At 70.8% G+C, this 20,970-nt stretch carries 19 protein-coding genes; 10 read left to right on the forward strand and 9 right to left on the reverse strand.

The features are described from left to right. Positions 1-35 precede the first annotated feature (35 nt). The gene (locus KHP12_RS33625) at positions 36-548 is read left to right on the forward strand and encodes a GNAT family N-acetyltransferase (protein ID WP_086883517.1); all 513 of its coding nucleotides are present in this window, start codon (positions 36-38) and stop codon (positions 546-548) included. Here the strand turns inward: KHP12_RS33625 and KHP12_RS33630 are convergent. After that, positions 545-1,492 carry a LysR family transcriptional regulator gene (locus KHP12_RS33630; RefSeq protein WP_246648756.1) on the reverse strand — a complete coding sequence of 316 codons (948 nt, stop codon included), beginning with the start codon at positions 1,490-1,492 and terminating at the stop codon, positions 545-547. The genes KHP12_RS33625 and KHP12_RS33630 overlap by 4 nt on opposite strands. Positions 1,493-1,592: 100 nt before the next feature. Between KHP12_RS33630 and KHP12_RS33635 the strand changes: the two genes are divergently transcribed. Beyond that, a complete protein-coding gene (locus tag KHP12_RS33635) occupies positions 1,593-2,861 on the forward strand; it encodes an MFS transporter (RefSeq protein ID WP_086883514.1) in 1,269 nt (422 codons plus the stop codon). A gap of 113 nt (positions 2,862-2,974) precedes the next feature. Continuing rightward, entirely contained in the window at positions 2,975-3,247 is a 273-nt protein-coding gene (locus tag KHP12_RS33640; RefSeq protein ID WP_086883513.1) for a hypothetical protein, read from the forward strand. Between the two features lie 104 nt (positions 3,248-3,351). Here the strand turns inward: KHP12_RS33640 and KHP12_RS33645 are convergent, their stop codons facing one another. Continuing rightward, the gene (locus tag KHP12_RS33645; protein WP_211834005.1) at positions 3,352-5,712 is read right to left on the reverse strand and encodes an MFS transporter; all 2,361 of its coding nucleotides are present in this window, start codon (positions 5,710-5,712) and stop codon (positions 3,352-3,354) included. 126 nt (positions 5,713-5,838) lie between these two features. On the opposite strand from KHP12_RS33645, the gene KHP12_RS33650 reads away from it, so the two are divergent. The 3 genes from KHP12_RS33650 (at position 5,839) to KHP12_RS33660 (ending at position 7,466) form a co-directional block, all read left to right on the forward strand. Then, positions 5,839-6,441, forward strand: a complete 603-nt coding sequence (locus tag KHP12_RS33650; protein ID WP_308016846.1) for a MarR family winged helix-turn-helix transcriptional regulator — start codon at positions 5,839-5,841, stop codon at positions 6,439-6,441. A gap of 74 nt (positions 6,442-6,515) precedes the next feature. After that, positions 6,516-6,914 carry a DUF427 domain-containing protein gene (locus KHP12_RS33655; protein ID WP_086883511.1) on the forward strand — a complete coding sequence of 133 codons (399 nt, stop codon included), beginning with the start codon at positions 6,516-6,518 and terminating at the stop codon, positions 6,912-6,914. A gap of 90 nt (positions 6,915-7,004) precedes the next feature. Next, a complete protein-coding gene (locus tag KHP12_RS33660) occupies positions 7,005-7,466 on the forward strand; it encodes a hypothetical protein (protein ID WP_211834006.1) in 462 nt (153 codons plus the stop codon). Positions 7,467-7,507: 41 nt separating this feature from the next. Here KHP12_RS33660 and KHP12_RS33665 read toward each other — a convergent pair whose 3' ends face one another. Next, a complete protein-coding gene (locus tag KHP12_RS33665; protein WP_086884872.1) occupies positions 7,508-8,188 on the reverse strand; it encodes a DUF4234 domain-containing protein in 681 nt (226 codons plus the stop codon). 212 nt (positions 8,189-8,400) lie between these two features. Further along, entirely contained in the window at positions 8,401-9,069 is a 669-nt protein-coding gene (locus KHP12_RS33670) for a lytic polysaccharide monooxygenase auxiliary activity family 9 protein (RefSeq protein ID WP_211834007.1), read from the reverse strand. Between the two features lie 271 nt (positions 9,070-9,340). Between KHP12_RS33670 and KHP12_RS33675 the strand changes: the two genes are divergently transcribed. The 4 genes from KHP12_RS33675 to KHP12_RS33690 all read left to right on the forward strand — a co-directional run bounded on the left by KHP12_RS33675 (position 9,341) and on the right by KHP12_RS33690 (position 13,595). Beyond that, positions 9,341-10,270 (forward strand): DUF72 domain-containing protein, encoded by a 930-nt coding sequence (locus tag KHP12_RS33675; RefSeq protein ID WP_211834008.1) that lies wholly within the window; start codon positions 9,341-9,343, stop codon positions 10,268-10,270. 106 nt (positions 10,271-10,376) lie between these two features. Then, positions 10,377-10,811: a hypothetical protein gene (locus KHP12_RS33680; protein ID WP_244203260.1), complete on the forward strand. Its 435-nt coding sequence runs from the start codon at positions 10,377-10,379 to the stop codon at positions 10,809-10,811. A 7-nt stretch (positions 10,812-10,818) separates the two neighbouring features. Further along, complete coding sequence (locus KHP12_RS33685; RefSeq protein ID WP_211834009.1) at positions 10,819-12,639, forward strand: alpha/beta hydrolase; 1,821 nt, start codon at positions 10,819-10,821, stop codon at positions 12,637-12,639. Then, positions 12,636-13,595 carry a hypothetical protein gene (locus KHP12_RS33690; RefSeq protein ID WP_308016845.1) on the forward strand — a complete coding sequence of 320 codons (960 nt, stop codon included), beginning with the start codon at positions 12,636-12,638 and terminating at the stop codon, positions 13,593-13,595. Before KHP12_RS33685 ends, KHP12_RS33690 begins: the two co-directional genes overlap by 4 nt. Positions 13,596-13,938: 343 nt before the next feature. On the opposite strand, the gene KHP12_RS33695 is transcribed toward KHP12_RS33690, so the two are convergent. The 5 genes from KHP12_RS33695 to KHP12_RS33710 all read right to left on the reverse strand — a co-directional run bounded on the left by KHP12_RS33695 (position 13,939) and on the right by KHP12_RS33710 (position 20,968). Further along, positions 13,939-14,202, reverse strand: coding sequence for a magnesium transporter CorA family protein (locus tag KHP12_RS33695; RefSeq protein ID WP_086884867.1), 264 nt, complete (start codon positions 14,200-14,202; stop codon positions 13,939-13,941). A gap of 44 nt (positions 14,203-14,246) precedes the next feature. Beyond that, on the reverse strand, positions 14,247-15,494 hold the full coding sequence (locus KHP12_RS33700; protein WP_211834010.1) for a TIGR02679 family protein: 1,248 nt from the start codon (positions 15,492-15,494) through the stop codon (positions 14,247-14,249). A gap of 67 nt (positions 15,495-15,561) precedes the next feature. Beyond that, positions 15,562-18,675, reverse strand: a complete 3,114-nt coding sequence (locus KHP12_RS33705; protein WP_246649208.1) for a TIGR02680 family protein — start codon at positions 18,673-18,675, stop codon at positions 15,562-15,564. Further along, positions 18,567-19,706, reverse strand: coding sequence for a hypothetical protein (locus tag KHP12_RS51490; protein ID WP_246648757.1), 1,140 nt, complete (start codon positions 19,704-19,706; stop codon positions 18,567-18,569). Before KHP12_RS51490 ends, KHP12_RS33705 begins: the two co-directional genes overlap by 109 nt. Further along, on the reverse strand, positions 19,703-20,968 hold the full coding sequence (locus KHP12_RS33710) for a TIGR02678 family protein (protein ID WP_086881456.1): 1,266 nt from the start codon (positions 20,966-20,968) through the stop codon (positions 19,703-19,705). Before KHP12_RS33710 ends, KHP12_RS51490 begins: the two co-directional genes overlap by 4 nt. Positions 20,969-20,970: the final 2 nt, after the last annotated feature.

Below are 20,970 nucleotides of genomic sequence, written 5' to 3' on the forward strand. Positions count from 1 at the left end.
GCCTTTGTTCCGGCGTTCCGGAGGATGATGGTGGGGTGCGGATTCGAACGAGCACCAGTGAAGAACTCCCCGTCCTCCAGGACATAGAGCGCGCCGCCGGACTCTGCTTCCGGGACATCGGAATGGACGAAGTCGCCGATGACGAGCCCCTGAGCCTGGAAGAGCTGAGCCGCTACCAGCGGGCCGGACGGGCCTGGGTCGCGGTGGACGACGCCGACCGGGCGATGGCGTACCTGATCACCGACCCCGTCGACGGAAACATCCATATCGAGCAGATCTCGGTCCATCCCGACAGCGCCCGCCGTGGCGTGGGACGGGCCCTGATCGACCACATCGCGACGCGGGCCGCGGGCGACGGCGTCCCCGCGCTCACCCTGACCACCTTCCTGGACGTGGCCTGGAACGCCCCGTACTACGCCGCGCGGTGCGGCTTCCGAACCCTGACCGAGGCCGAGCTGACCCCCGGCCTCCGCGAGATCCGGCTCAGCGAGGCCGGTCATGGGCTGGACCGCTGGCCGCGGGTGTGCATGCGCAGGGATGTGGGCTAGCCACCGCCTACGCGCACAGTTCCGCCGTCCATGTGTGCACGGTTCGGCCGCCGCCTCAGCGCACAGCTCCGCCACCGCCCGCCCGAACGCCCGTAACCGCGCGGTCTCGTCCGCCCGCCGCCACACCAGGCCGAGCATCGAGTCCGGCACCCCCTCGACCGGTACGAAGGTGATGTCCCGGCGGCGGTGGTACTCCGCCGTCGGGGCGCACAGCAGCATCCCGCCCCGGCCCGCCGCGACCGCCGCCAGCCCCTCCTGGAGCGTGTGCACCAGTGGCCCGCGCGGGATGGGCCGCCCGCCGGGGGTGGCGACGGGCGCCATCGCGTCGTGCCAGTAGCGCGGCGCGGGGCGGACGGGCCGATCAGCGGGCAGTCGGCCAGCGCCTCGGCGTCCACCCGGCCGCGGCCCGCGAACGGATGGCGGGCCGAGACCACCACGGTCTGCGGCTGCTTGGAGAAGACCGGGCCGAGGACGAGGTCGGGCTCGGCCACCGGCAGACAGACGATCGCGGCGTCCACCTCACCGGCCCGCACCGCGCCGAACGGATCGGCCAGCGGGATCTCCACGGTCGTCGGCTCACAGCCGGGGTGGCACTCCCGGAAGGCCGCGATGGCCGCGGTCACCCGTTCGTCGGCGGCCCCCTGGAACCCGATCCGCAGCACGCCGTCCACCCCGCGCGCCGCTCCGCGGGCGGTCTCGAAGGCCCCGTACAGCGCCTCGTAGGCGGGCCGGAGCTCGGTCAGGAACCGCTCGCCGAGCGGGGTCAGCCGCGCCCGGCGGCTGGTGCGCTCCAGCAGCCGGGCGCCGATCCGGCGCTCCAGGTTCCGCAGCAGCTGGCTCACCCGGCTCTGCGAGACATACAACCGCTCCGCCGCGCGGCCGAAGTGGAGCTCCTCGCTCAGCACGAGGAAGCACTCCAGCTCGCGGATCTCCAACCCGGCCATGGGCCATGGCCTCCCACCGACGCCGATTGATGAGCTTCGCTCATGGAAGGCTGAAAACTTCGGCGTTGTTCCCGCAGGGGCACGGCTGTTCGCTAAAGACATGTCCAATAGCACGGAACTCAGCGCTCCGGCAGGCACATCCGGGTCACCTCCTGAGGTGCGCTCGCCGTTCAGAGCCCGGCTCGGGGCCCGGCTCGGAGTCCGGTTCGGGGCCTGGCTCGGGTCCCGGCCCGGGTCCTGGCTCGCCGTCGTCGCCGTCGCGGTCGGCACCTTCGCGGTGGTCACCACCGAGATGCTGCCGGTCGGCCTGCTCACCTCGATCGGCTCCGCGCTCGGGGTCTCGGACGGTACGGCGGGGCTGGCCATGACCGTGCCCGGCCTGGTCGCCGCGCTCGCCGCCCCGCTGCTCACCGTCACCGTCGGCCGCTACGACCGGCGGCTGGTGCTGTGCGGTCTGATGGTGCTGCTGGCCGTCGCCAATCTGCTCTCCGCGCTGGCGCCCGGCTTCGCCGTCCTGCTGTTCGCCCGGGTGCTGGTCGGGGTGAGCATCGGCGGGGTGTGGTCGATCGCGGGCGGGCTCGCGGTGCGGCTGGTGCCCGAGCGCTCCGCGGGCCACGCCACCACGCTGATCTTCAGCGGTATCGCGATGGCCTCGGTGCTCGGTGTGCCGATCGGCACGCTCATCGGCGATCTGGTCCACTGGCGGGTCGCGTTCGCCGCCTTCGCCGCGCTGTCGCTGGCCGTGGCCGCCGCCATGGCCGTCACCCTGCCGCCGCTGCCCGCCACCGGCACCATCCGGCTGCGCGAGGTGCCGGGCCTGTTCCGCAACGTCCGGCTGCGGACCGGCCTCATCACCACCCTGCTGCTGGTCACCGGCCACTTCGGCGCGTACACCTACGTCCGCCCGGTGCTCGAGGACGTCGCCGGGGTCGGGGCGGGCCTGATCAGCACCCTGCTGCTGGCGTACGGCGTGGCGGGCATCGCCGGGAACTTCCTGGCCGGCGCCACCGCCCACCGCGATCCGCGCCGCACCCTCATGGTCATCTTCACCCTGCTGGCGGCGGCCGAACTGCTGGTCCCGGTCGCGGGTGCCACGACGGCGGGGGCGGCCGTACTGCTGCTGGTGTGGGGCCTGGCGTACGGCGGGGTGTCGGTGACCTGCCAGACCTGGGTGCTGCACGCGGCGCCGGACGCGCGGGAGGCGGCGTCGGCGCTGTACGTCGGCGTCTTCAACGTGGCGATATCGCTGGGCGCGCTGCTCGGCGGCCGGGCGGCGGACGGGATCGCGGTCCCGAGCGTCATGTGGTTCGGGGGCGCGCTGGTGGTCCTCGCCCTGGCGAACGTGGTGCTGTTCGGCAGACGGAGGTGAGGCGGGGGCCGCGGGGAGTACGGAGGTCGTCGCGAGGGCCACGTCAGGCCATGTGGACCCGGCGATCAGGTGAGACCCTGAAACCAGGGGACTCGTCGGCGGGAGTGGGTCCGATGGCAGTGAGCATGCACGTGGTCTGGAGCAAGTGCGAGCCGGGACGCGTCATCTACGAGACGCATTCCATCGAGACGGTCACCGATGGCTCGGGCGTCCACGCGACCGTCGACAGCCATACGTATGAGATCTCCCTCCGCAGCCGGGCCCAGGCGGAGTCCATCGCGGACGAGGAGGGTTTCGAGCTGTACCGGAAGGGCGAGGCGTGGGAGAGCCTCCCCGAGGAGGAGGGGCTTTCCGAGGAGGAGAGCCTCTCCGAGGAGAACGAATGAGTAATCCGAGGAGACCGAATGAGTAAGGAGCAGCGCCCAGGGCGCCGCTCCTTACCTGTCGCTCTTTACGTCGTGCTCCGCCGGGCCCCGCTCAGGGCCCGGACTCACTCCTCGCCGTCGTCGCCGTGCCCCAGCAGGAAGTCCACATCCCGCCGCTCGGTGCCCGCCGCGCCGCCGACCGTGACCTGGCGGGTCGCCGGGGCGTAGCCGCTGGCCACCACCGTGTAGTGGTCGCCGGTGAGCGCATCGAAGCCGAAGGACCCGTCCGCACCGGTGATGACCTGGCCGACCACGTCCCCGGACGCGTCCAGCAGCGAGACCCGCGCGTCCCCGAGCGGCCGGCCGCCCCGGTCCCGTACGGTGCCCCGGACCCGGGCCGCGGGCGACAGCTCGGCGTCCACGCGCACCGGCTCACCGGCGGTGAGCTCCACCTGAGTGGCGTACGGCCGGTGCCCGGCGGCGGTCACGGTCAGGGCGTACGTCCCCGGAGCCAGCTCCGGCAGCCCGAACTCGCCCTTCTCGTCCGCGGTCGCCGACCCCGCGACCTCGCCCTCGGGCCCGGTGGCCGTGGCGGTCGCACCGGCCAGCGGCTCGCCGCCGAGGGCCCGTACGGACCCGGTCAGCCCGCCCCCGCCGGACAGCCGCAGATCGCAGACGACCGGCAGGTCCGAGACCAGCAGCGTGGCGGCCTGCGGCTGATGCCCGGCGGCCGAGCCGATGAGGACGACGCTCGCGGTGTCGGGCGTGGGCAGGTGGTACCGGCCGTCGCGGCCGGTGACCGTACGGCCGAGCTGACGGCCGCCCGTGTCGATGAGGGTGACGGCGGCCTCGGCGAGCGGGGTGTCGCCGGGGCCGAGGACCCGGCCGTGGATGACGCCGCCGGTGAGGTCGGGGAGATCGTCGACGCCCACGACCTCTTCGGTGGCGGCGGCGACCGCGGCGGGAGCGACGGCGACGGCAGCGGGAACGGGCTCGGCCACCGGAGCCGAAGTGGCCACGGGACCCGAGCTCGCCGTCCGCTTGGCCCGCTGCCGCCCGGGCAGGCAGAGGGCGATCAGCAGACCGCCGACCGAGGCGGCGCACGCCACCAGGAACGAGACCTTGAACCCGTCCTTGCTCGGCAGCGCCGCCCCACCGAAGTCGATGGTCTGGTGCGCCAGGATCACGCCCACCACCGCGCTGGAGGTGGACATGCCGATCGACCGCATGAGGGTGTTGAGCCCGTTCGCCGCGCCCGTCTCGGCGGCGGGGACGGCGCTGACGATCAGGGTGGGCATCGCCGAGTACGCGATGCCGATACCGACGCCGAGCGCGGTGGACAGCACCACGACCTGCCAGATGTGGTCGATCATGACGAGCCCCGCACCGTACGTCGCGCCGATGACGAGCAGCCCGAGGACCAGCGAGACCTTCGGCCCTCTCGCGGCGTTGATCCGCGCGGACAGCGGGGAGACCAGCATCATCGCGACGCCCATGGGGGCGAAGTAGAGCCCGGCCATGACCATCGACTGGCCCAGGCCGTACCCGGTGGCCTTCGGCAGTTGCAGCAGCTGCGGCAGGATCAGCGACATCGCGTAGAACGAGAAGCCGACCATGATCGAGGTGAGGTTGGTCAGCAGCACCTGGCGCCGCGCCGTGGTCCGCAGATCGACCAGCGGCTCGGCGGTACGGAGCTCGAAGACGCCCCAGAGCAGCAGGATCACAACGGACGCGCCGAACAGCCCGAGCGTGGTGCCGCTCGTCCACCCCCAGTCACCGCCCTTGGTGATGGGCAGAAGCAGACAGACGAGACCGGCCGTCAGCCCGAGCGCGCCGATGGCGTCGAAGCGGCTGGGGGTGCGGACGGAGGACTCCGGGACGACGGCGAGCACGAGGGCGATGGATATCGCGCCCAGCCCCGCGGCCCCGTAGAAGAGCACATGCCAGTTGGTGTGCTGCGCCACGAACGCGGCGGCGGGCAGCCCCAGCGCGCCGCCGATGCCGAGCGACGAGCTCATCAGGGCCATCGCCGAGCCGAGCTTGTGCGGCGGGAGCTCGTCCCGCATGACGCTGATGCCGAGCGGAATGGCGCCCATGGCCCCGCCCTGGATGGCCCGGCCGATCACCATCACCACCAGGTCGGAGGTGACGGCGCAGGTCAGCGAGCCGATGACCATCAGCGCCAGCGCGACCATCAGCATCCGGCGCTTGCCGAACATGTCCCCGAGCCGCCCCATGACGGGCGTGGAGACGGCACCGGCGAGCAGGGTGGCGGTGACCACCCAGGACGCGTTGGAGCTGGTGGTGTGCAGCAGCTGGGGCAACTCGGTGACCAGCGGAACGACCAGCGTCTGCATGACGGACACGGCGATGCCGCAGAACGCGAGCACCGCCACGAAGCCGCCGCCGACCTCCCGCGGGAGCGGCGTGCCGGACGGCGCGGCGCTCAGGGGTTCCGCGACGCGAGGTGGGGCTGACTGGGGCATGCGAATGCCGCCTCCAAAGAAAGTTCAGTTCAGGAGATTGATGGAAGCATGAGAGATGTGCATCCTACACAGGGTGTGTATCGTGCACACTTCCATTGAGGGGCGCGGGGGAGGCGAGGAGGAATCGTGCCGGATCGTCGGCTGGAGCGACTGGAACGCGAGCTGATGCTGGTGGCCAGGTGCTCGGTCCTGACCCCCCGCGAGCGCAAGGGCCAGGCGACGGACGCCCCGGCCCCTCAGACATCCCAGGCCCAGGCCCCCAAGACACCCCAGGCCCAGGCCCCCACGACACAGCCGGACACCGGCACAACCCCTGGGGTCGAATCATGCACCCCCACCCGCCTGGACCGCTCCGGCTATCTGCTCCTCTCCCGCCTGGACGTCGAGGGCGCGATGACCATCGGCCAGCTGGCCGACGCGTTCCAGCTGGACGTCTCGACCGTCAACCGCCAGACCGGCGCCCTGCTCCGGTCCGGCCTCGTCGAACGCATCCCGGACCCGGAGGGCGGCCTGGCCCGCAAGCTCCGCGTCACCCCGCGGGGCGCCGACCGCATGGCGGCGGAACGGACCTGCCGGCAGACCGACCTGTCCCGGCTCCTGGAGTCGTGGACCCCGGAGGACGTGGCCCGCTTCGAGGACGTCCTGACCCGCTTCAACCGCGAGGTGGAACGCCAGGAGGGCCGGGCCTGGCCACGGGAGACGGACGAGGCGGCCCGCAGTCCGGAATGAGGGAGCGGCGAAGAGCGTTGTGAGGGGCAAAGGGACATGACGCCCGTCACACCCACCGAGGAGGCCAGGAAGAAATGTCCACCCCCGCTTCCCACCCCAAGACCACCGGCACGAGCGGCGGACACCGCGTGGACGTGGAGCGCGGCACGCAGCGCGTCACGGTCACGATCGACGGCCGCGTCGTAGCGGAGTCCACCCGCCCCCTGCTCGTCCACGAGACCGGTCTCCCGGTCCGCTACTACCTCCCCCCGGAGGACGTGGACCTGACTCTCTTCGAGCCCACCGACACCCACACCATCTGCCCCTTCAAGGGCGAGGCCGCGTACTGGACCTACCGCGGCCCGGCAGGCGAGGGCGCGGAGCCGCGGCCGGACGTGGTGTGGGCGTACCCGCAGCCGATCGAGAAGGTGTCGGAGATCAAGGACCACCTGTCGTTCTATGACGAGGTGGCAAAGATCGACGTCACAAAGTAAAAGAACACGGAAGTACCCAAACAGGCCCCTCACCCGGACATCACCCCATCAGGGGCCTTCCAAGATCCCCCCAGGGGGAACCTCTGACGCGTGCACATCCACGCGTACTCGTGGCTGGGCGAGAAGGAGCTGTTCGACCGGGAGTCCCTCCGCCGCCCGCCCGACCGCCCCCACCCGCCCGTCACGGCGGAGGACGAGGAGCACTACCGCACGTTCCTGGAAACGTTCCGTCACTCGGAGCTCCCCCCACTGGAAACGTCCCTCTGGCTCCTGAAGACCCCCGCCCTCATCCGCGCCACCTTCGAAGAACCGAAGGACGCGGCGGCGTGGCTGGGCCGCGAACTGACCGAACACGCCCCCGGCTTCCTCTCCCACCAGGAAGCCGACACCGCCCGCCAGGCCCGCCTGGTCACCACGGCCATCGACCGCCTCACCCACGGCACGGACGTCTCCTTCGGCTTCTACCTGGGCCGCACGTCATTCCTCTCCCTGGCCCTGGTGACCTGCACCCCCAACCACTGGGTCGCGACCCTGCCGTGCCCCCTCACCTGACCGGCGGCATCCGACGTACCTGCCGCGCTGAGGCGCCGACCTCACCCGCGCATATCGACAGTGCGGAGTGCGCCGAGAACGCCGTCCTCGGCTGAATGGAACTCTGGGTAGATCTTTTCAGGATCGGTATGCATGCGGTAATCCCATACGATCCAGAAAATTCCGAGTGTGATGATGGTGAGAAAGAGGTAGATTCCAAAGCTGCGACGCAGGTTCTCGTTCACTTCAAGAGTCACGGGATAGTTGACCATCCCCAACTTGGCCCAGATGGTGCCCAGTTGGTCATAGAAATCCTGCTCGGTCAGCTGTATCTCCCACCAAAATCGCATCGTGCGGTAGGTGGCATAGAACCCGTAAATGCCGAGCGTGAGAAATGAGAGCGCGAGGGACGCTCCTGCCTTGATCGGCTTGTGTTCGTCCTCGAAGCGCTCCTTCATGAATCGCCAGAGGTCGTTGAGGTCATCGCGGGCCGCTCCGTAGTGTTCGTGCTGCTCGGCGAACTGGCGGGTGGCGGTGATGACCGCAGCGGTGTATTGGGCCTGGCGCTCCCTGAAGAGATCAGTGCGTTTCAAGCGACGATAGAAGATCACAATCGAGTAGATGCCAAGGGTGACCCACCTGAGCAGAAAGTAGTAGAGAGGCCAGCTGACGAACCTCTGGTCGGTGGCGCGCCGCTGGTGCACATAGCGATCGACCTGACGAACTGCGTGGATCTGTTCCATGCTGATTCCAGTCCTCTCATGCTGGAACAGACGTGATATGTGCCTCCCTTTCCATCATCGCTCCTGCCCTGTTCATCCGTAAGCGGCTCCAGGGCCGGGGGCGCAGAAGCGCGGCGAGCTCCCGTCCGAGTTCAGCGTTCAGCCGAGGGCCCCGCGGACAGGATGTGTCCGGCGGGGCCGTGGTGCGGGTGCGTGCGTCCTTGGGAGGCGGCTCAGCTGAAGTTCACGTCACTGCACAGGAAGTACGTCTGGTCCATGTGCGATGCCTGCCAGATCGTGTAGACGACGTGGCGGCCGGTGTAGCCGGAGGTGCTGACGTCGATCGAGTAGCTCTGGCTGGGGGCGTACTTGCCGGTCGTGGCGACCAGTTGCAGGTCACTCCACTTGAGCGGCTGGGTGGTGGGGTCGTAGCCCTGCCGGCTCACGTAGACCTTGAAGTAGTCCGCACCATGGCTGGCCTGGTCGTACAGCTTGACGGTGAACTTGCCGCCGATCTTCGTCGTCTGCCAGGCGCCCGGCTTGTCCAGCGAGTTGTAGCGGCCGCCCTCGGTGTGGCCACCGCTGCACAGCTGCCCGTCCGGGATCGCCGCCGGGAAGTTGCCGGCGGAGCCGTTGCGGTACAGCCCGTTCCAGTTCCACATGGCATTCGGGTTGTCCTGCCACGCCTGCCAGCACATGGGGTCCAACTGCGCCATCTCGGGGTTCTGGAAGTCGTCTCCCCAGCGCAGCCAGCAGCCGTAGTTGCGGGACGCGGGGTCGACGACGGATCCATGGGCGCTCGCGGTGGTGGACCACGGGATCAGACACAGCAGCGCCGCGGCCAGCAGGCCGAGGGCGCGAGATGCCCAACGTAAGGAATTGCCGCGTTCATGACAAATCATTTCGCGATCTTCCTCCATCCTCCTCGGGGGACCGGGAGAGCGGATGGGAGCGCTCCCAAAGTGGGGGCTTCCCCGAGGGGGAGCCCCCGAAACGTAGAGCCGGAAGCCACGCACCGAAAGGGACGTTCAGCAAGAGGTGCCGCGCCCACTCCCATCGACCGGAGGCGACCACTCCCCAGCCCTCAGCGGCAGTTGACCGACAATCGCGCGCATCCATCCACCCGACAGTCCGTCAGTGGCACCCACCCCCACCCGGGGTAGTCGGCAGGACATGGGCGAGATTCTGGTCGGCACGTGTTCATGGACGGACCGCGCGCTGGTGTCCAGCGGCTGGTACCCACCGGGGCTGCGCGACGCGGAGGGAAGACTGCGCCACTACGCCGCCCAGTTCCCGGTGGTGGAGGTCGACGCCACGTACTACTCCCTGCCCAGCGCCCGCAACAGCACCCTGTGGACCGAGCGCACCCCGGACGGTTTCCGCTTCGACGTCAAGGCGTTCTCGCTCCTCACCGGCCACCCGACGACTCCGAACGCCCTGCCTGCCGAGCTGCGCGACGCACTGCCCGGACGAAGGGGCGGACGACCGAGGCCCGCAGACATCGATCCGGCCGTGCTCGACGAGGTATGGCAGCGCTTCAGCGGAGCGCTGGAACCCCTGAAGAGGTCAGGACGGCTCGGCACCCTGCTCTTCCAATTCCCGCCCTGGTTCACCCCCGGCGACGCACAGTCAAAGGCGTTCCTCGCCCAGTGCGCGTGGCGCACGGCGGGCTGGCCCGTCGCCGTGGAATTCCGGCACCCCGCCTGGTGGCAAGAGGACGAGCGTGCCAAGACCGAGGCGACCCTCAAGGACTGGGACATGTCCGCCGTGGCCGTAGACATGACCCAGAAACTGCCCACCTCCATACCCCCGGTCACCCCGGTCACCTCACCCGGCCTCGCGGTGGCCCGCTTCCACGGCCGCAACGACGCCTGGGGCACCGGCACCAAGGAGGAGCGCTTTCGCCACACCTACGCCCCGGAGGAACTGAGGGAGTGGATCCCCCGCCTCCACGAAATGGCCGAACAGGCCGACGAGGTCCATGCCCTGTTCAACAACTGCTGTGCCGACGCGGCCGTCCGCGCCGCGGAGTCAATGCGGCATCTGCTCGGGGCACCCGCGGGCACGCGGTTACCACATGGCCGCCGTCAGGGGCTGGTCTGACATCCCGTAACAGACGAGACAGCGGCATACACCCCCATCCGCGGCGCGTCCCAAAAGTACGCCACAATAGGGTACTTCAGCGACAGAATCGGGGAGGGGCAACGGGGTGACGTTCGCGCAAGAATGGACCCAGCTCAAGCAGAACGCCGCAGGGCGGATGAAGCTGGACAGTGCCGGGACGGAGTCAACGGGCGGAGCGGGGGACCTGAAATCCAGCAAGGCGGCGTGGCGCAAGGCGGGTGAGGGCGTCGGGTCGCTACGTGAAGGCATCCGAAAGGCGCTGACGGAGCTCGATGAGGGGCAGAAGGGGTTGGGTAAGGACGCGGGGTGCCAGACCGCCGCGGCCCAGCGCGCAGTCCTCGACTCCTGGAAGCGTTACGCCAAGGACGTGAGCAAGCGGTGCGGTGAGCTCAGGAAGGCGATGGAGCAGACGGGCCACGATCACGCGAACATCGACCAAGCGGTCAAAGCCGAGGTCGACAAGTTGAAGGCCAAGTACGAGGACACGCCCGCCGTCGGCGGCCGGACCGCGCACGGGTGAGGCGGGCATGGACTTCACGACGCTCAAGGCGCTCAAACCATCGGAGTTCGAAAACGCTGCCGACGGGTATCGAGCGATGGGGAGCATGGCGTCCGCGGCCAAAGAGCATATCGACAACCAGATAGCGGTCGGGATGCGGAATTCCCTGAAAGGCGAGGCACTGGAGGCGGCGCAGGGACAGTTACGGCAGCTGTCGCGGAACTTCCACTACACACAGGTGGAATGCGGGCTGATCAGTACGGCGCTGAACGGTTTCGCCTTCGATGTGGACGCGGCGAAGAAGAAGCTGGACGCGGCATTGGAGGATGCCGGGTCTCACAAGTTCACGGTGAATTCCGACGGCTCGGTCAGCTATCCGGCGGCCGGCAAGGAGAGCGACGGCAAGAAGCCCGAGGGCGGTAAGGCCGACGGTGTCACGGATCCGACGGCGTCGGCGGTCGACCGGCAGGCGGCCAACTTCGATCCCAACCCGAACTTCAAGATCGCCCAGGGCATCGCCAACCGCATCGCGCATGCGCTGGAGGAGGCCACGGAGGCGGACGAGAAGTGGGCGCCGAAGCTGCGAGCGCTGAAGGCCGACGACGATCTGGTCGTTTCGGGCCGTGACTGGGTCGATGTGAAGTCCGACACCGGCGGGGTGAACAAGGCCGCCAAGGATTACCTGGACTTGCTCAAGGACCCGCCGAAGCAGGGCACTCCCAAGGAGAACGCCTCGTGGTGGAAGGGCCTCAGCGAGGAGCAGCGGGCCGAGTACATCACCCTGCACCCCGACTCGGTCGGCCGGATGGACGGACTCCCGGCCGACGTACGCAGTGAGGCGAACCAGCTCGTGCTCGCCGAGACCCGCGGCGCGGCACAGGGACAGCTCAATGATTGGCTGAAGAAGGAGCCGAAGCACTACGAGCCGTACCTCAACCCGATGACGGGCACCACCATGGAGAATGTGCAGGTGCCGACGGAGGAGTGGAAGAGGTGGGACGCGAAACGCAAGGAGATCCAGAGCCGTATCGACGGCATGGACGCCATCCAGAGTCGCTTCGACACCTACACTGGTGAGAACAACCGTCCCTATCTCCTGGGCATCGATAACCAGAATCGCGGGCACGCCATCGTGTCCATAGGCAACCCCGACATGGCGGACAACGTAGCCACCTACGTGCCGGGAACCTTCGCCAAGCTGAGTTCTGTCGACGGTGACATCCGCAGGGCGGAGCTCCTCCAGAGGCAGGCGGAGCGTGCGGATCGGCATCACTCGACGGCGTCGATTCTCTGGCTGGGCTATGACGCGCCACAGAGCATCATGGGAGACGCTTCGGAGACCAAGTTCGCCGACGAGGCCCGCAAGCCCTTGAATGACTTCCTGACCGGTATCGATACGGCTCACGGTGGACATGTGAACTCGACGCTCATAGGTCACAGCTACGGCAGCCTGGTGGCCGGAGAGACCATGCGGGACCACCCCGATGTGCCCGTGGACAACGCGATCGCCGTGGGTAGTCCGGGCATGGGGGTCAAGCATGCCGACGACCTGAACATCCCGCGGGACCACATGTGGGCGGCCACCGCCAAGAACGACTTGATCAACCTCGCCCCTCCCAAAGCCGGGTTCCTGGCGCCTTTGAACCCGATGGAGTACGTGCGGCTCTTCGACGACCACACGATCGTCCACGGGACCGACCCCACGACCGACGACTTCGGTGGTCAGACGTTCAAGGTCGCCGATGGGAAGGCCCCCGGCTCGGACGGACTCATGCCCGCCCACTCCCAGTACTGGGAGGGAGAATCCCTCAAACACATGGCCGAGATCGTTACCGGAGGGCGACCGTGAAACTACGCACCATGATGGTGGCGGTCGCCCTGCTGGCCCTGGCGCTCGCGACGACGGCGTGCGGATCGGAGCAGGACGGCCAGGGCAAGCACGACAAGGCGACATCGAAGCAGGTCACCATGGATGAAGAGCAGGCCACCAAGCGCGCAGAAGAGATCATTCACCAGGCCGTCGACGGCATGTCGCCCAAGCCGACTCTCAAGCGACGTGGCCCCGTGCCCGTGGGCCCCTGCGTCGCCGATGACCATGGCTCTGACGATCGGCTGCAGCTCAGCCTCAGCTACGACCTCACCGGGGTCCCGGGCTCGGCGGCCAAGAAACTGGTGCGGCAGGCCCGGGACGCCTGGGTGAAGCAGGGCTACAAATTCCAGGACTCCGACGAGGACTGGTCCAAGCCCTTTCCATCGGTCGACATGCGCACCGAACCCGATGACTTCTGGATGGACGCCGTCACCGGGGTCGTGGACCGGGCCAAGGGGGAGGGCCTCGCTTCCATCGGGGTGACCTCGCCCTGCTTCGCCCCCGCCGATGAGCCCGCGTCCAAGGCCGACAACACGGCTCTGCACTCGGCGCCGGCCGCCGACGACCCCGGTGTGCGCCGTGCCCTCGACCACTCCAGCCGGATCTACGACGCGCTGCGGGTCAGGCACGCCTCGCGGGGCGAGGACAACGGCGTGCGTACCGTTGAGGACGCCGACGGCACCTGGCTCCACCACGACTGGTCTACCGACCCGCTCACCGCCGAGGAGGCAGCCGACGCGATCGGACGGGCACAGGCGTACCTCGAGAACGCCAACTGGACCGTACGCCACGTCGCCACGGGTGCCTCTGTGCCTGCCCTGTTCGCCCTCCATGAAGAGGACAAAACGGTGGCGCAACTCGTCCCCTCGGCCGAGGGAACGCTACGCGTCGCGGTGACCACTCCCGCCGCCCACGTCACCGTCACGGACGTCTGACGGTGCCAAACCGCTTCGGGCTCCGGCTTTCGGCGGCGTCCGGGTGCGCACACGCGAAGACCCCGCACTCAGCGTCTGGGCTGATGGCGGGGTCTGCTTGGCACCTTCTGCGAGGTGCCCCCCCCGGCGGGGGACGCGGCATATGGGGACGAACTGAGCCATCGATGCCCGGTGAGCTGGTGATCCAGACGGCCTTCCCGCTGCCGGTGACCCGAGCACGCACATAACCGGCCGGCGCCCCGCCCGCACCGCGCGGAGCCGCCTCCGGTGGTTCGGCCGTCGCAGAGCCACCGGGTACGGGCGAGGACCAGGATGCCGCCGGGTGCGCTGGCGGGTGATCGCGTCATGCCCTGTTCGCTCCGTCGGGTGTCTGCCGCCTACGGGCCTGCTGGAGTTGGTCCCGGAGCGCTTGGACCTCCTCGTCGGTGATCGGTCCGTGTTCGGCCTCGGCGACCGTGATGAGCTCGTTGAGGTTGTCGTGCTCGATCTGGCGGGCCACGGCCGCGGTGACGTATGCGGACAGGCCGGACGGCCCGCTGCGAGCGCGAGCGGCTTCGGCGATGTCCCGTGGCATCGTGATCGAGTACTTCTGGGTGGACTCGGACATGCTCCTTATGCTGCAACGCATACTCCACGCGATCCTGTGAGTTGTCAGGGTGCGAGGTCGGTCAGGAGCTCGTCGAGGACGGTTTCCTCCTCGACGCGTACGCCGAGTTCGCTGAGGGCTGCCCGCAGGTCGGGGTCCCAAGGAGCGGTGGCAGGTGTGCCCGTCAGGGATGGTGCCATGGGGCTTCTGCTGGCGGCGGCGCGGTAGTCGGCGGTGGTGTAGCGCCAGGGGTGCCAGGGCACGCGTCGCAGCAATGCGGCGGCGATGCGTATGCCGCCCCAGTCGAAGTCGCCGTGGTAGAGCAGCTTTGCCCGGTGGGAGTGCAGGTGGCGCAGGAGGGTGAGGGCGGCGGCCGAGGGCTGGCCCTGGAGACAGATCAGGGGTGGGCAGGCCGGGCCGTAGGTGTCGGCCGCGGTGGCGAGCACGGTCGGGTTCTCGCAGATGTGCACCACCGGGGGCGCCTCGCGGGGAGGGGTGCGGGTGAGCTGGCGCAGGGTGAGCACGGCGGGTTCCCCGGTGCCGGTGGCCCAGTCGAGTGCGGGTGTGCCGCGTAGGCCCAGGGTCAGGACGGTGGAGGACAGGGCGTCCTTGAGGAGGCCCGCGGAGGCCCATGCTTCGCGGCGCCACTCGGCTCCGGTGCCGTCGGGGAAGCCGGTCAGGGCGCGGATGCCGGAGTGGACGAGGGTGGCGAGCGGGGTGCCGTCGTCGAGGGCGTGGGCATCGCCGAGGGCGCGGGCGGCGAAGGCCGGGAGGGAGACGGCCGGATCCGCGGGCAGGCTCCGCAGCGCCGTCGCGGTGGAGGCGACCAGGGCCCGGGCGGCCTCCGGGCCGCGTGCGAGGCGGCGGACGAGGCCGCTCACGCGTATGTGCTCACACCAGTCGGCCAGTTCGGGCCGCTCGGAGCACAAAACGGTGAGCGGGGTGTACGCGTCGTGCCAGGCGTCCGCCTCCCGTCGGCGTGCGTCGCTGAGGAGGGTGACGGGTCCGGTGAGGGCGATGACGGCGGTGGCGAGGCCGTCGGGGCTGACGCCGGAGCGGCGCAGGATGGTGTCGACGGCGTCGAGCCGGACGCTCAGCGAGCGCCCGCCGCCGGGGGCTCGGCCCAGCAGGCGCTCGGCGGCGGCCCGCTCGCCGTCGGTGGGCGCGGCCAGGATGACCGGGCCGGTGAGTGGCTCGGCGCGTTCCATGCGGCGGCGTATCCGGTCCAGCAGCCAGGCACAGCCCGGATCGCCGAGGAGACGGGTGAGGCGGCCGTGGTCGACGCGCCCGGCGGGGGTGTCGGATGCGCTCATGTGAGGGCCTTCCCCCTTTCTCGCCACGGGCGGTCCTTCCTCGTCACGGGTGGCCCCGCGTCACTTCTCAGGCCCACAGGGCGTCCTGGTCGGGTGCGGGGCTCTCGGTGGGGGTGGGCTCGGGCGCCCCGGGGGAGTGTGCCGGTGCGGGGACCGTCACCATGCGGCGGTCGGGTTCGGGGGCCCGTGCCCGCTCGGTGCCGTCCCACTGCCAGCGGGTCACCAGGACCGCGTCGATGTCGTCGACGCGGGAGAGCTGCGCGATGGCGATGCCGGGCACTTGCGGGTAGCAGGCCCATTCACGCTCGCTGGTCATCACCACGTCCAGGTCGAAGGCGTGGAGCAGGCCCAGGCACTTGGCGCGGGAGTCGTCGTCGACGCCGGCGAAGGCTTCGTCCAGGGTGACCAGGCGCGGGGCGTGGGGAGCGGCGGTGGCGTAGTGAGCGGAGGCGGCGGCGAACAGGGGTACGGAGACGGCCAGGACGCGTTCGCCGCCGGAGGCGGGCCCGGTGGCGGGCACCCAGGCGCCGTGCTGGTGGCGTTCGATGCCGAATTCGTGCCAGGCGCGGTAGTCGAGCGCGGTGGTGAGCACTTCCAGCCAGCTGCCTGTGGCGTTTTCGGCCTGCGCGCGGGCGATCTGGGCTTGCAGGAACTCGCCGACCGCCGCCCGGTCCTCGGCCGCCCAGGCGTCGGCGGACTGGCGCAGCCGCGCCCGCGCCTGTGCCAGTCCGGCCGGTGCCTTGCGGGAGGGCTGCCACATCAGGCGCAACTTCATGCCGGTGGAGGTGGGCCGCTGCTCAAGCTCGGTGTTCATGGCGCGTACCTGGCGCTCGGCGGTGTCGATCAGCTCCTGAAGGGTGCCGGCGACCTCGGTCAGCAGGTGGGTTTCCAGGATTTCGCGTTCGTGCGCCGACAGTATGCGGGTCAGCTCCTGGACCTCGGTGGCCAGCGCCCCGGCCAGTTCGGGCACGGCCCGCCCGTGGCCCTGGTAGACGAGGTCGACGATCATCCCGTCCTCGGTCATGCGCGCCGTGGCGCTGTGGCCGCCCCGGGAGAGGACGTCCTGGAGCTTCTTGTACTCCTCGCTGAGCCGCTTCTGCACGCGTTCCCAGGCGCCCTCGGAGTCGTCCGTACCGGACAGTGCCGCCTCGATCGCTCGGGCGAGTGCGATCGCCGGGGTGGCGGCCCAGGAGCCGTCGTCCAGCGGCGGTACGGGAGCCTCGGGCAGGGCGACGGTCAGCAGGCCGGTGGTCGCGAACCGCTGGAGCGCGGCGATGGCCGCGGCGCGCGTGGCCGCCGCTTCATGGACGTCCTTGTCAAGCTGCTCGATACGGCCCTCGGCGCGGCCGGCGCGGCGGTCCGCGGCGGAGTACTCGTGTCGGGCCTGCTTCTGGTCCCGCTCGCACGTGGCGAGGGCACCCGCGGTTTCGGCCAGACGGCGCTCCAACTCGGCGACGGCCGCGCCGACGGTCGAGCGGAGCGTGGTGTGGTGTTCGTCCGCGGCGGCGGCGAGCCGGGCCGCCTCGGCCATACGCTGGTCCAGTTCGGCCACCCGTTCCCCGGTCCGGCCGGCTTCCGCCTGCTCGTCGGCGACAGCGCGGCGCGCCTCGGCCCGGTCGCGCAGGGCCGGCCACAGGGCGGCGAGGGCGGCCGTGTGGTCGGCCAGGGCCCGGCGGACGGCCGTGAGGGCCGGTCGGTCGGCGGGCAGGTTCACGGCGTCGGCCGTCTCGGTCAGTGCGGTGGCCGCTTCGGCCTCGCGGCGGGCCGCCTCGGTGAGTTCGGCCGCGCGTTCCTCCTGGCGGGTTCGGGCCCGGTGGGCGGCGTCCGCCGCCGCGGCGGCCACCGCGTGGGCGTGGCGCAGGGGGGCGTCGTCGGGGAGGGCGGCCAGTTCGGCGTCCAGGGTGCGTCGGCGAGCGGCCACCGTGGCGCGTTCGGCTTCGCGGCGTGCCGTGCTGTCGGTCAGGGCGTCCAGTTCGCCGCGCAGGGTGGCGATCCGGGCGCGGCGTGCTTCCTCGCGGGCGCCTTCACCCACGTACACGGCTGCTTCTTTCGACCAGCTGCCGGTCAGCGCGCCGATGCGGAAGCGACCGTCCGCCGCCACCCAGGTGCCGGGTGCACCGGCGCCCCCGAGACCGACGGCCGCCAGGAGAGCGGACACGGCCGGTTCACCGACCTGCGTGGCCCGGGGATCGCCGTGGTCGACGGCGGGCCGGAGCGCGTCGGCGAGGACGGAGCCGACCGGCGGCGCATGCGAAGCCGGCGGGGACAGCAGCACGTCGTGCCCGCTCGCCTCCAGAAGGGTGCCGTCCGGGCACACCCACGCGTCCAGGAGCCCGGACGCCTCCAGCGCGGCCTCCAGCCCCGCCCGTTGATCCGGAGTGACGTGGTCGTGGAAGTCGACCAGCCTCCACAGAGGCGCTCCGGGAGTCCGGTCGCGCAGGCCCGGGGTACGGGTGCGGGGTGCCTCCGGTCCGTGCTGGCCACCGGCCTCCAGCTCCGCCAGCTCCCTTCTCGCCGCGGTGCTCCGCTCGGCCAGTTCGGCCAGCCGCTGGCCGAGTGCGGCGGCTTGGTCGGCCAGGTCCGCGGCCTGCGCGCGGTGCGCTGCCGCGGTCTGCTCCCGGGCGGGGCTGGGGCCGTGCAGATGCGTGCCCCAGTCGTCCAGAGCGTCCAGGAGCCCCGTCGGGTCGGGAAGGTCCAGTTCCGTGCACCGGTCGAGGTGTTCGCGTACGGCACCCACCAAGTCTTGGCCCGCCTGTGTGGCGGACGCCTCCGCCTGGACCTGGCGTTCGGTGGTGTGGGCGGCCTCGGCCTGGGTCTCGTCCAGGCGGCGGGCCGCGGCCCGCCGTTCGCCGGCAGCCTGCTCGGCCCCCGCGGCCAGCTCCTCCACGTGGTCGAGGGTGCGCCTCCGGCGTGCCACCGACTCCTCGGCCGCGTGGCGCAGTTCCGCCTCCGGGACTGCGTCGTGGGGCCCCAGCACGTCGTCGAGCCGGGCCGCTCTGGCCGTCTCCCCTGCCTGGCGCAGCGTGCTCCCGACCCGCTGCTCGGCCGCCGCCAGCCGTCCTTCGGCGCCCGTCAGGCGGCCGAGAGCGCGGGAGTTCGCCTGGGCGGCCTGGTCCCGGTCCGCCTCCGCACGGGCCCGCTCGCCGGCGGTGCGCCGCGCATCGGCCGCCGCCTGCTCCAGCTCCCGGGCGCTGCGCATCTCCGGACCGCGCGCAGCGCGGCGTCCTGGGCCGTCAGCCGCACGGCCGTCTCCTCCAGCTGGGCGATCCGCTCCGCGGCCTCCGCCCGTTGCCCCTCGGCCTCCTCCCGCTCGGTCCGAGCCTGGGACAGATCACGGTGCAGTTGTTCGTAGCGGGCGTGTTCGCTGCGTGGCAGCCGAGCCCGTCGGCGGGTGGCCACGCGGGCGTAGCGGCGGTAGTGGTCGAGGAAGGCGGAGGCGGCCCGTTCGGCCTCACCGGCCGCTCGCAGTTCCTCCTTCTCCTCGTCCAGGGAGCGGAACGCCTCGGCCACATCGGCGATCACCGCCTGGTCCATGGGCGGCAGCGCCTCGGTCAGCGCGCGGGACAGCGCCGTCTCGTTGGGGCGCTTGGACAGCTGGGGCTGGCGCAGCTGGATGAGCAGGTCCACCAGGGCGGCGTAGCGCCGCTCGCCGAGCCCGAACAGCGCCTCGTCGACCGCCCTGCGGTACGCCTTCGCCTGGTCGTAGATCATGCCGCGGCCGGCGATGGCCTCGGCCAGGCGATCCCGCGACAGTGCGGTGCCGGTGGCGTCGAGCAGGGTCAGCTCCTCGCCGACGCGCTGGTCGGTGACCGCGTACCAGTGGCGGGCGATACCGCGGCCCGTTACCGCCTTCAGCCCGCACAGCAGCGTGCGGAAGTGGGCCCGGCCCGAGTCCTGGTCACGGCGGCCGAATTCGATCCAGGTGTAGCCGAGCCGCTCCGGGTGCGGGTGCCGGCCGCCGAGCAGCAGGTTCCACTCCATGCGCTTGCCCGGGTCGGCGTCGGGTTCCACCCTGCGGGCGGACAGGTCGCCGTCCAGGAGGAAGGGCAGGGTCAGGGCGAGCACCTTGGACTTGCCGGTGCCGTTGTTGCCGCGCAGCAGCAGGCGGCCGTCGCGGAACCAGAACTCCTCCGTGTCGTAGTGGAAGAGGTCGACCAGGCCGATGCGCAGCGGCTGCCACCGGCCGGGTGTCGGGTCGGGCAGGGCGGTCACGACTGCGGTGCCTTTCGCTTGGGTGTCCGGGGCGTGCGAGGAGCACGGGGTGTGCGGGAGGATGCCGGTCCCGGTTCCGTCACGACGGTCTCGCCGACCGCGTACCGCGCGAGCGCGGGCAGCGGGACGATGCCCTTCGGGGTGGCGGCGACCAGGCCGAGCGCGGTGAGCCTCTCCAGCGCCTGGCCGACCAGCTCCGCCTCCGCGCCGGGCTGCTTGGCGCTCTTCGACCAGAACGCACCGTGTTCGGCGGCCAGCTCCTGAACCTTGCGTTCGAGGTCGGCGCGGCTCACCTCGCCGTCCATGGCCGCCAGGTGTTCGGCGAGCAGCAGGGTGACGTGCCCGTGCGTGCCCTGCTCCGGCATCCGTACGTCGGTCAGATCGTCGTGCGGGTCGACCATGGCGATGCCCTCGGCCCGCACCTCGGGAACCAGGCCGGTCAGTTCCATGATGCGGGCGGTGAGGAAGGCGCGCTGGCGGGTCAGGTAGACGAGTTCCTCGTCGGTCAGCTCCTCGTAGTACAGCACCGGGTCGTCCAGCAGCCTCCGGGTCAGCCGCTGGCGGATCGCGCGGAAGCGGAGCTCGTCGCTGTCCAGCGCGCTCTCGGCGGTCAGCTCGGCCAGCCGGTCCTCGAAGTCCTCGGTGATGATCGTCGACGGGCCCCGGCGGGCGGCCAGCAGCCCGGCCAGGACGCGCCGTTGCACGTCGTAGAGCACGTCGCCGCTACCGCTGACGTATGCCTCTTCCTCGCCGGCCACCCGGCGCAGCACCCCATGGCGCAGCAGCAGCCGCACCACCGCCGCCAGATCCAGGCGTTCGTCGCGGCGCTCCATGGTGAACTCCACCCCGGCGGCGGCCAGGTGGGGATCGGCGGCGTCCAGCACCACCTGCTCGGCCAGGCGGCCCAGGGCGATCTGCGCCTCACCCCGCTCCAGCGCGGCCAGCGCCAGACACAGCAGCACATACCGGCGGCGCGTGAACGGGGCGCGGCCACGGGACGCCTCGCGCGCCGGATGGGTGGGATCGGCCAAGGTGCCGGGCGTCCGGGCCAGCCGGGCGGCCTCCGCGTCCACCCGCAGCGACCAGCCGGTGTTGCGGTCGAACCAGTCGCGCAGCTCCGAGGCGTGCTGCCGTACCAAGCGGAACTCGTCCGCGTGCGAGCCCCGCGCCAGCAACAGCGGCTCCTTCAACAGCGTCCGGGCCGCCTTGTGCACCTCGGCCGTTCGCCGGCCGTCCAGCACCTCGCCCAGGGGCGTGGTCATGG

The organism is Streptomyces asiaticus, from assembly GCF_018138715.1.
GTDB classification, from domain to species: domain Bacteria; phylum Actinomycetota; class Actinomycetes; order Streptomycetales; family Streptomycetaceae; genus Streptomyces; species Streptomyces asiaticus.

Coding starts and splice junctions, on each gene's coding strand:
- KHP12_RS33630 (WP_246648756.1), bottom strand. CDS start 1,492: ATGGCCGGGTTGGAGATCCGCGAGCTGGAGTGCTTCCTCGTGCTGAGC.
- KHP12_RS33635 (WP_086883514.1), top strand. CDS start 1,593: ATGTCCAATAGCACGGAACTCAGCGCTCCGGCAGGCACATCCGGGTCA.
- KHP12_RS33640 (WP_086883513.1), top strand. CDS start 2,975: ATGGCAGTGAGCATGCACGTGGTCTGGAGCAAGTGCGAGCCGGGACGC.
- KHP12_RS33645 (WP_211834005.1), bottom strand. CDS start 5,712: ATGCCCCAGTCAGCCCCACCTCGCGTCGCGGAACCCCTGAGCGCCGCG.
- KHP12_RS33655 (WP_086883511.1), top strand. CDS start 6,516: ATGTCCACCCCCGCTTCCCACCCCAAGACCACCGGCACGAGCGGCGGA.
- KHP12_RS33665 (WP_086884872.1), bottom strand. CDS start 8,188: ATGGAACAGATCCACGCAGTTCGTCAGGTCGATCGCTATGTGCACCAG.
- KHP12_RS33670 (WP_211834007.1), bottom strand. CDS start 9,069: ATGATTTGTCATGAACGCGGCAATTCCTTACGTTGGGCATCTCGCGCC.
- KHP12_RS33675 (WP_211834008.1), top strand. CDS start 9,341: ATGGGCGAGATTCTGGTCGGCACGTGTTCATGGACGGACCGCGCGCTG.
- KHP12_RS33685 (WP_211834009.1), top strand. CDS start 10,819: ATGGACTTCACGACGCTCAAGGCGCTCAAACCATCGGAGTTCGAAAAC.
- KHP12_RS33695 (WP_086884867.1), bottom strand. CDS start 14,202: ATGTCCGAGTCCACCCAGAAGTACTCGATCACGATGCCACGGGACATC.
- KHP12_RS33700 (WP_211834010.1), bottom strand. CDS start 15,494: ATGAGCGCATCCGACACCCCCGCCGGGCGCGTCGACCACGGCCGCCTC.
- KHP12_RS33710 (WP_086881456.1), bottom strand. CDS start 20,968: ATGACCACGCCCCTGGGCGAGGTGCTGGACGGCCGGCGAACGGCCGAG.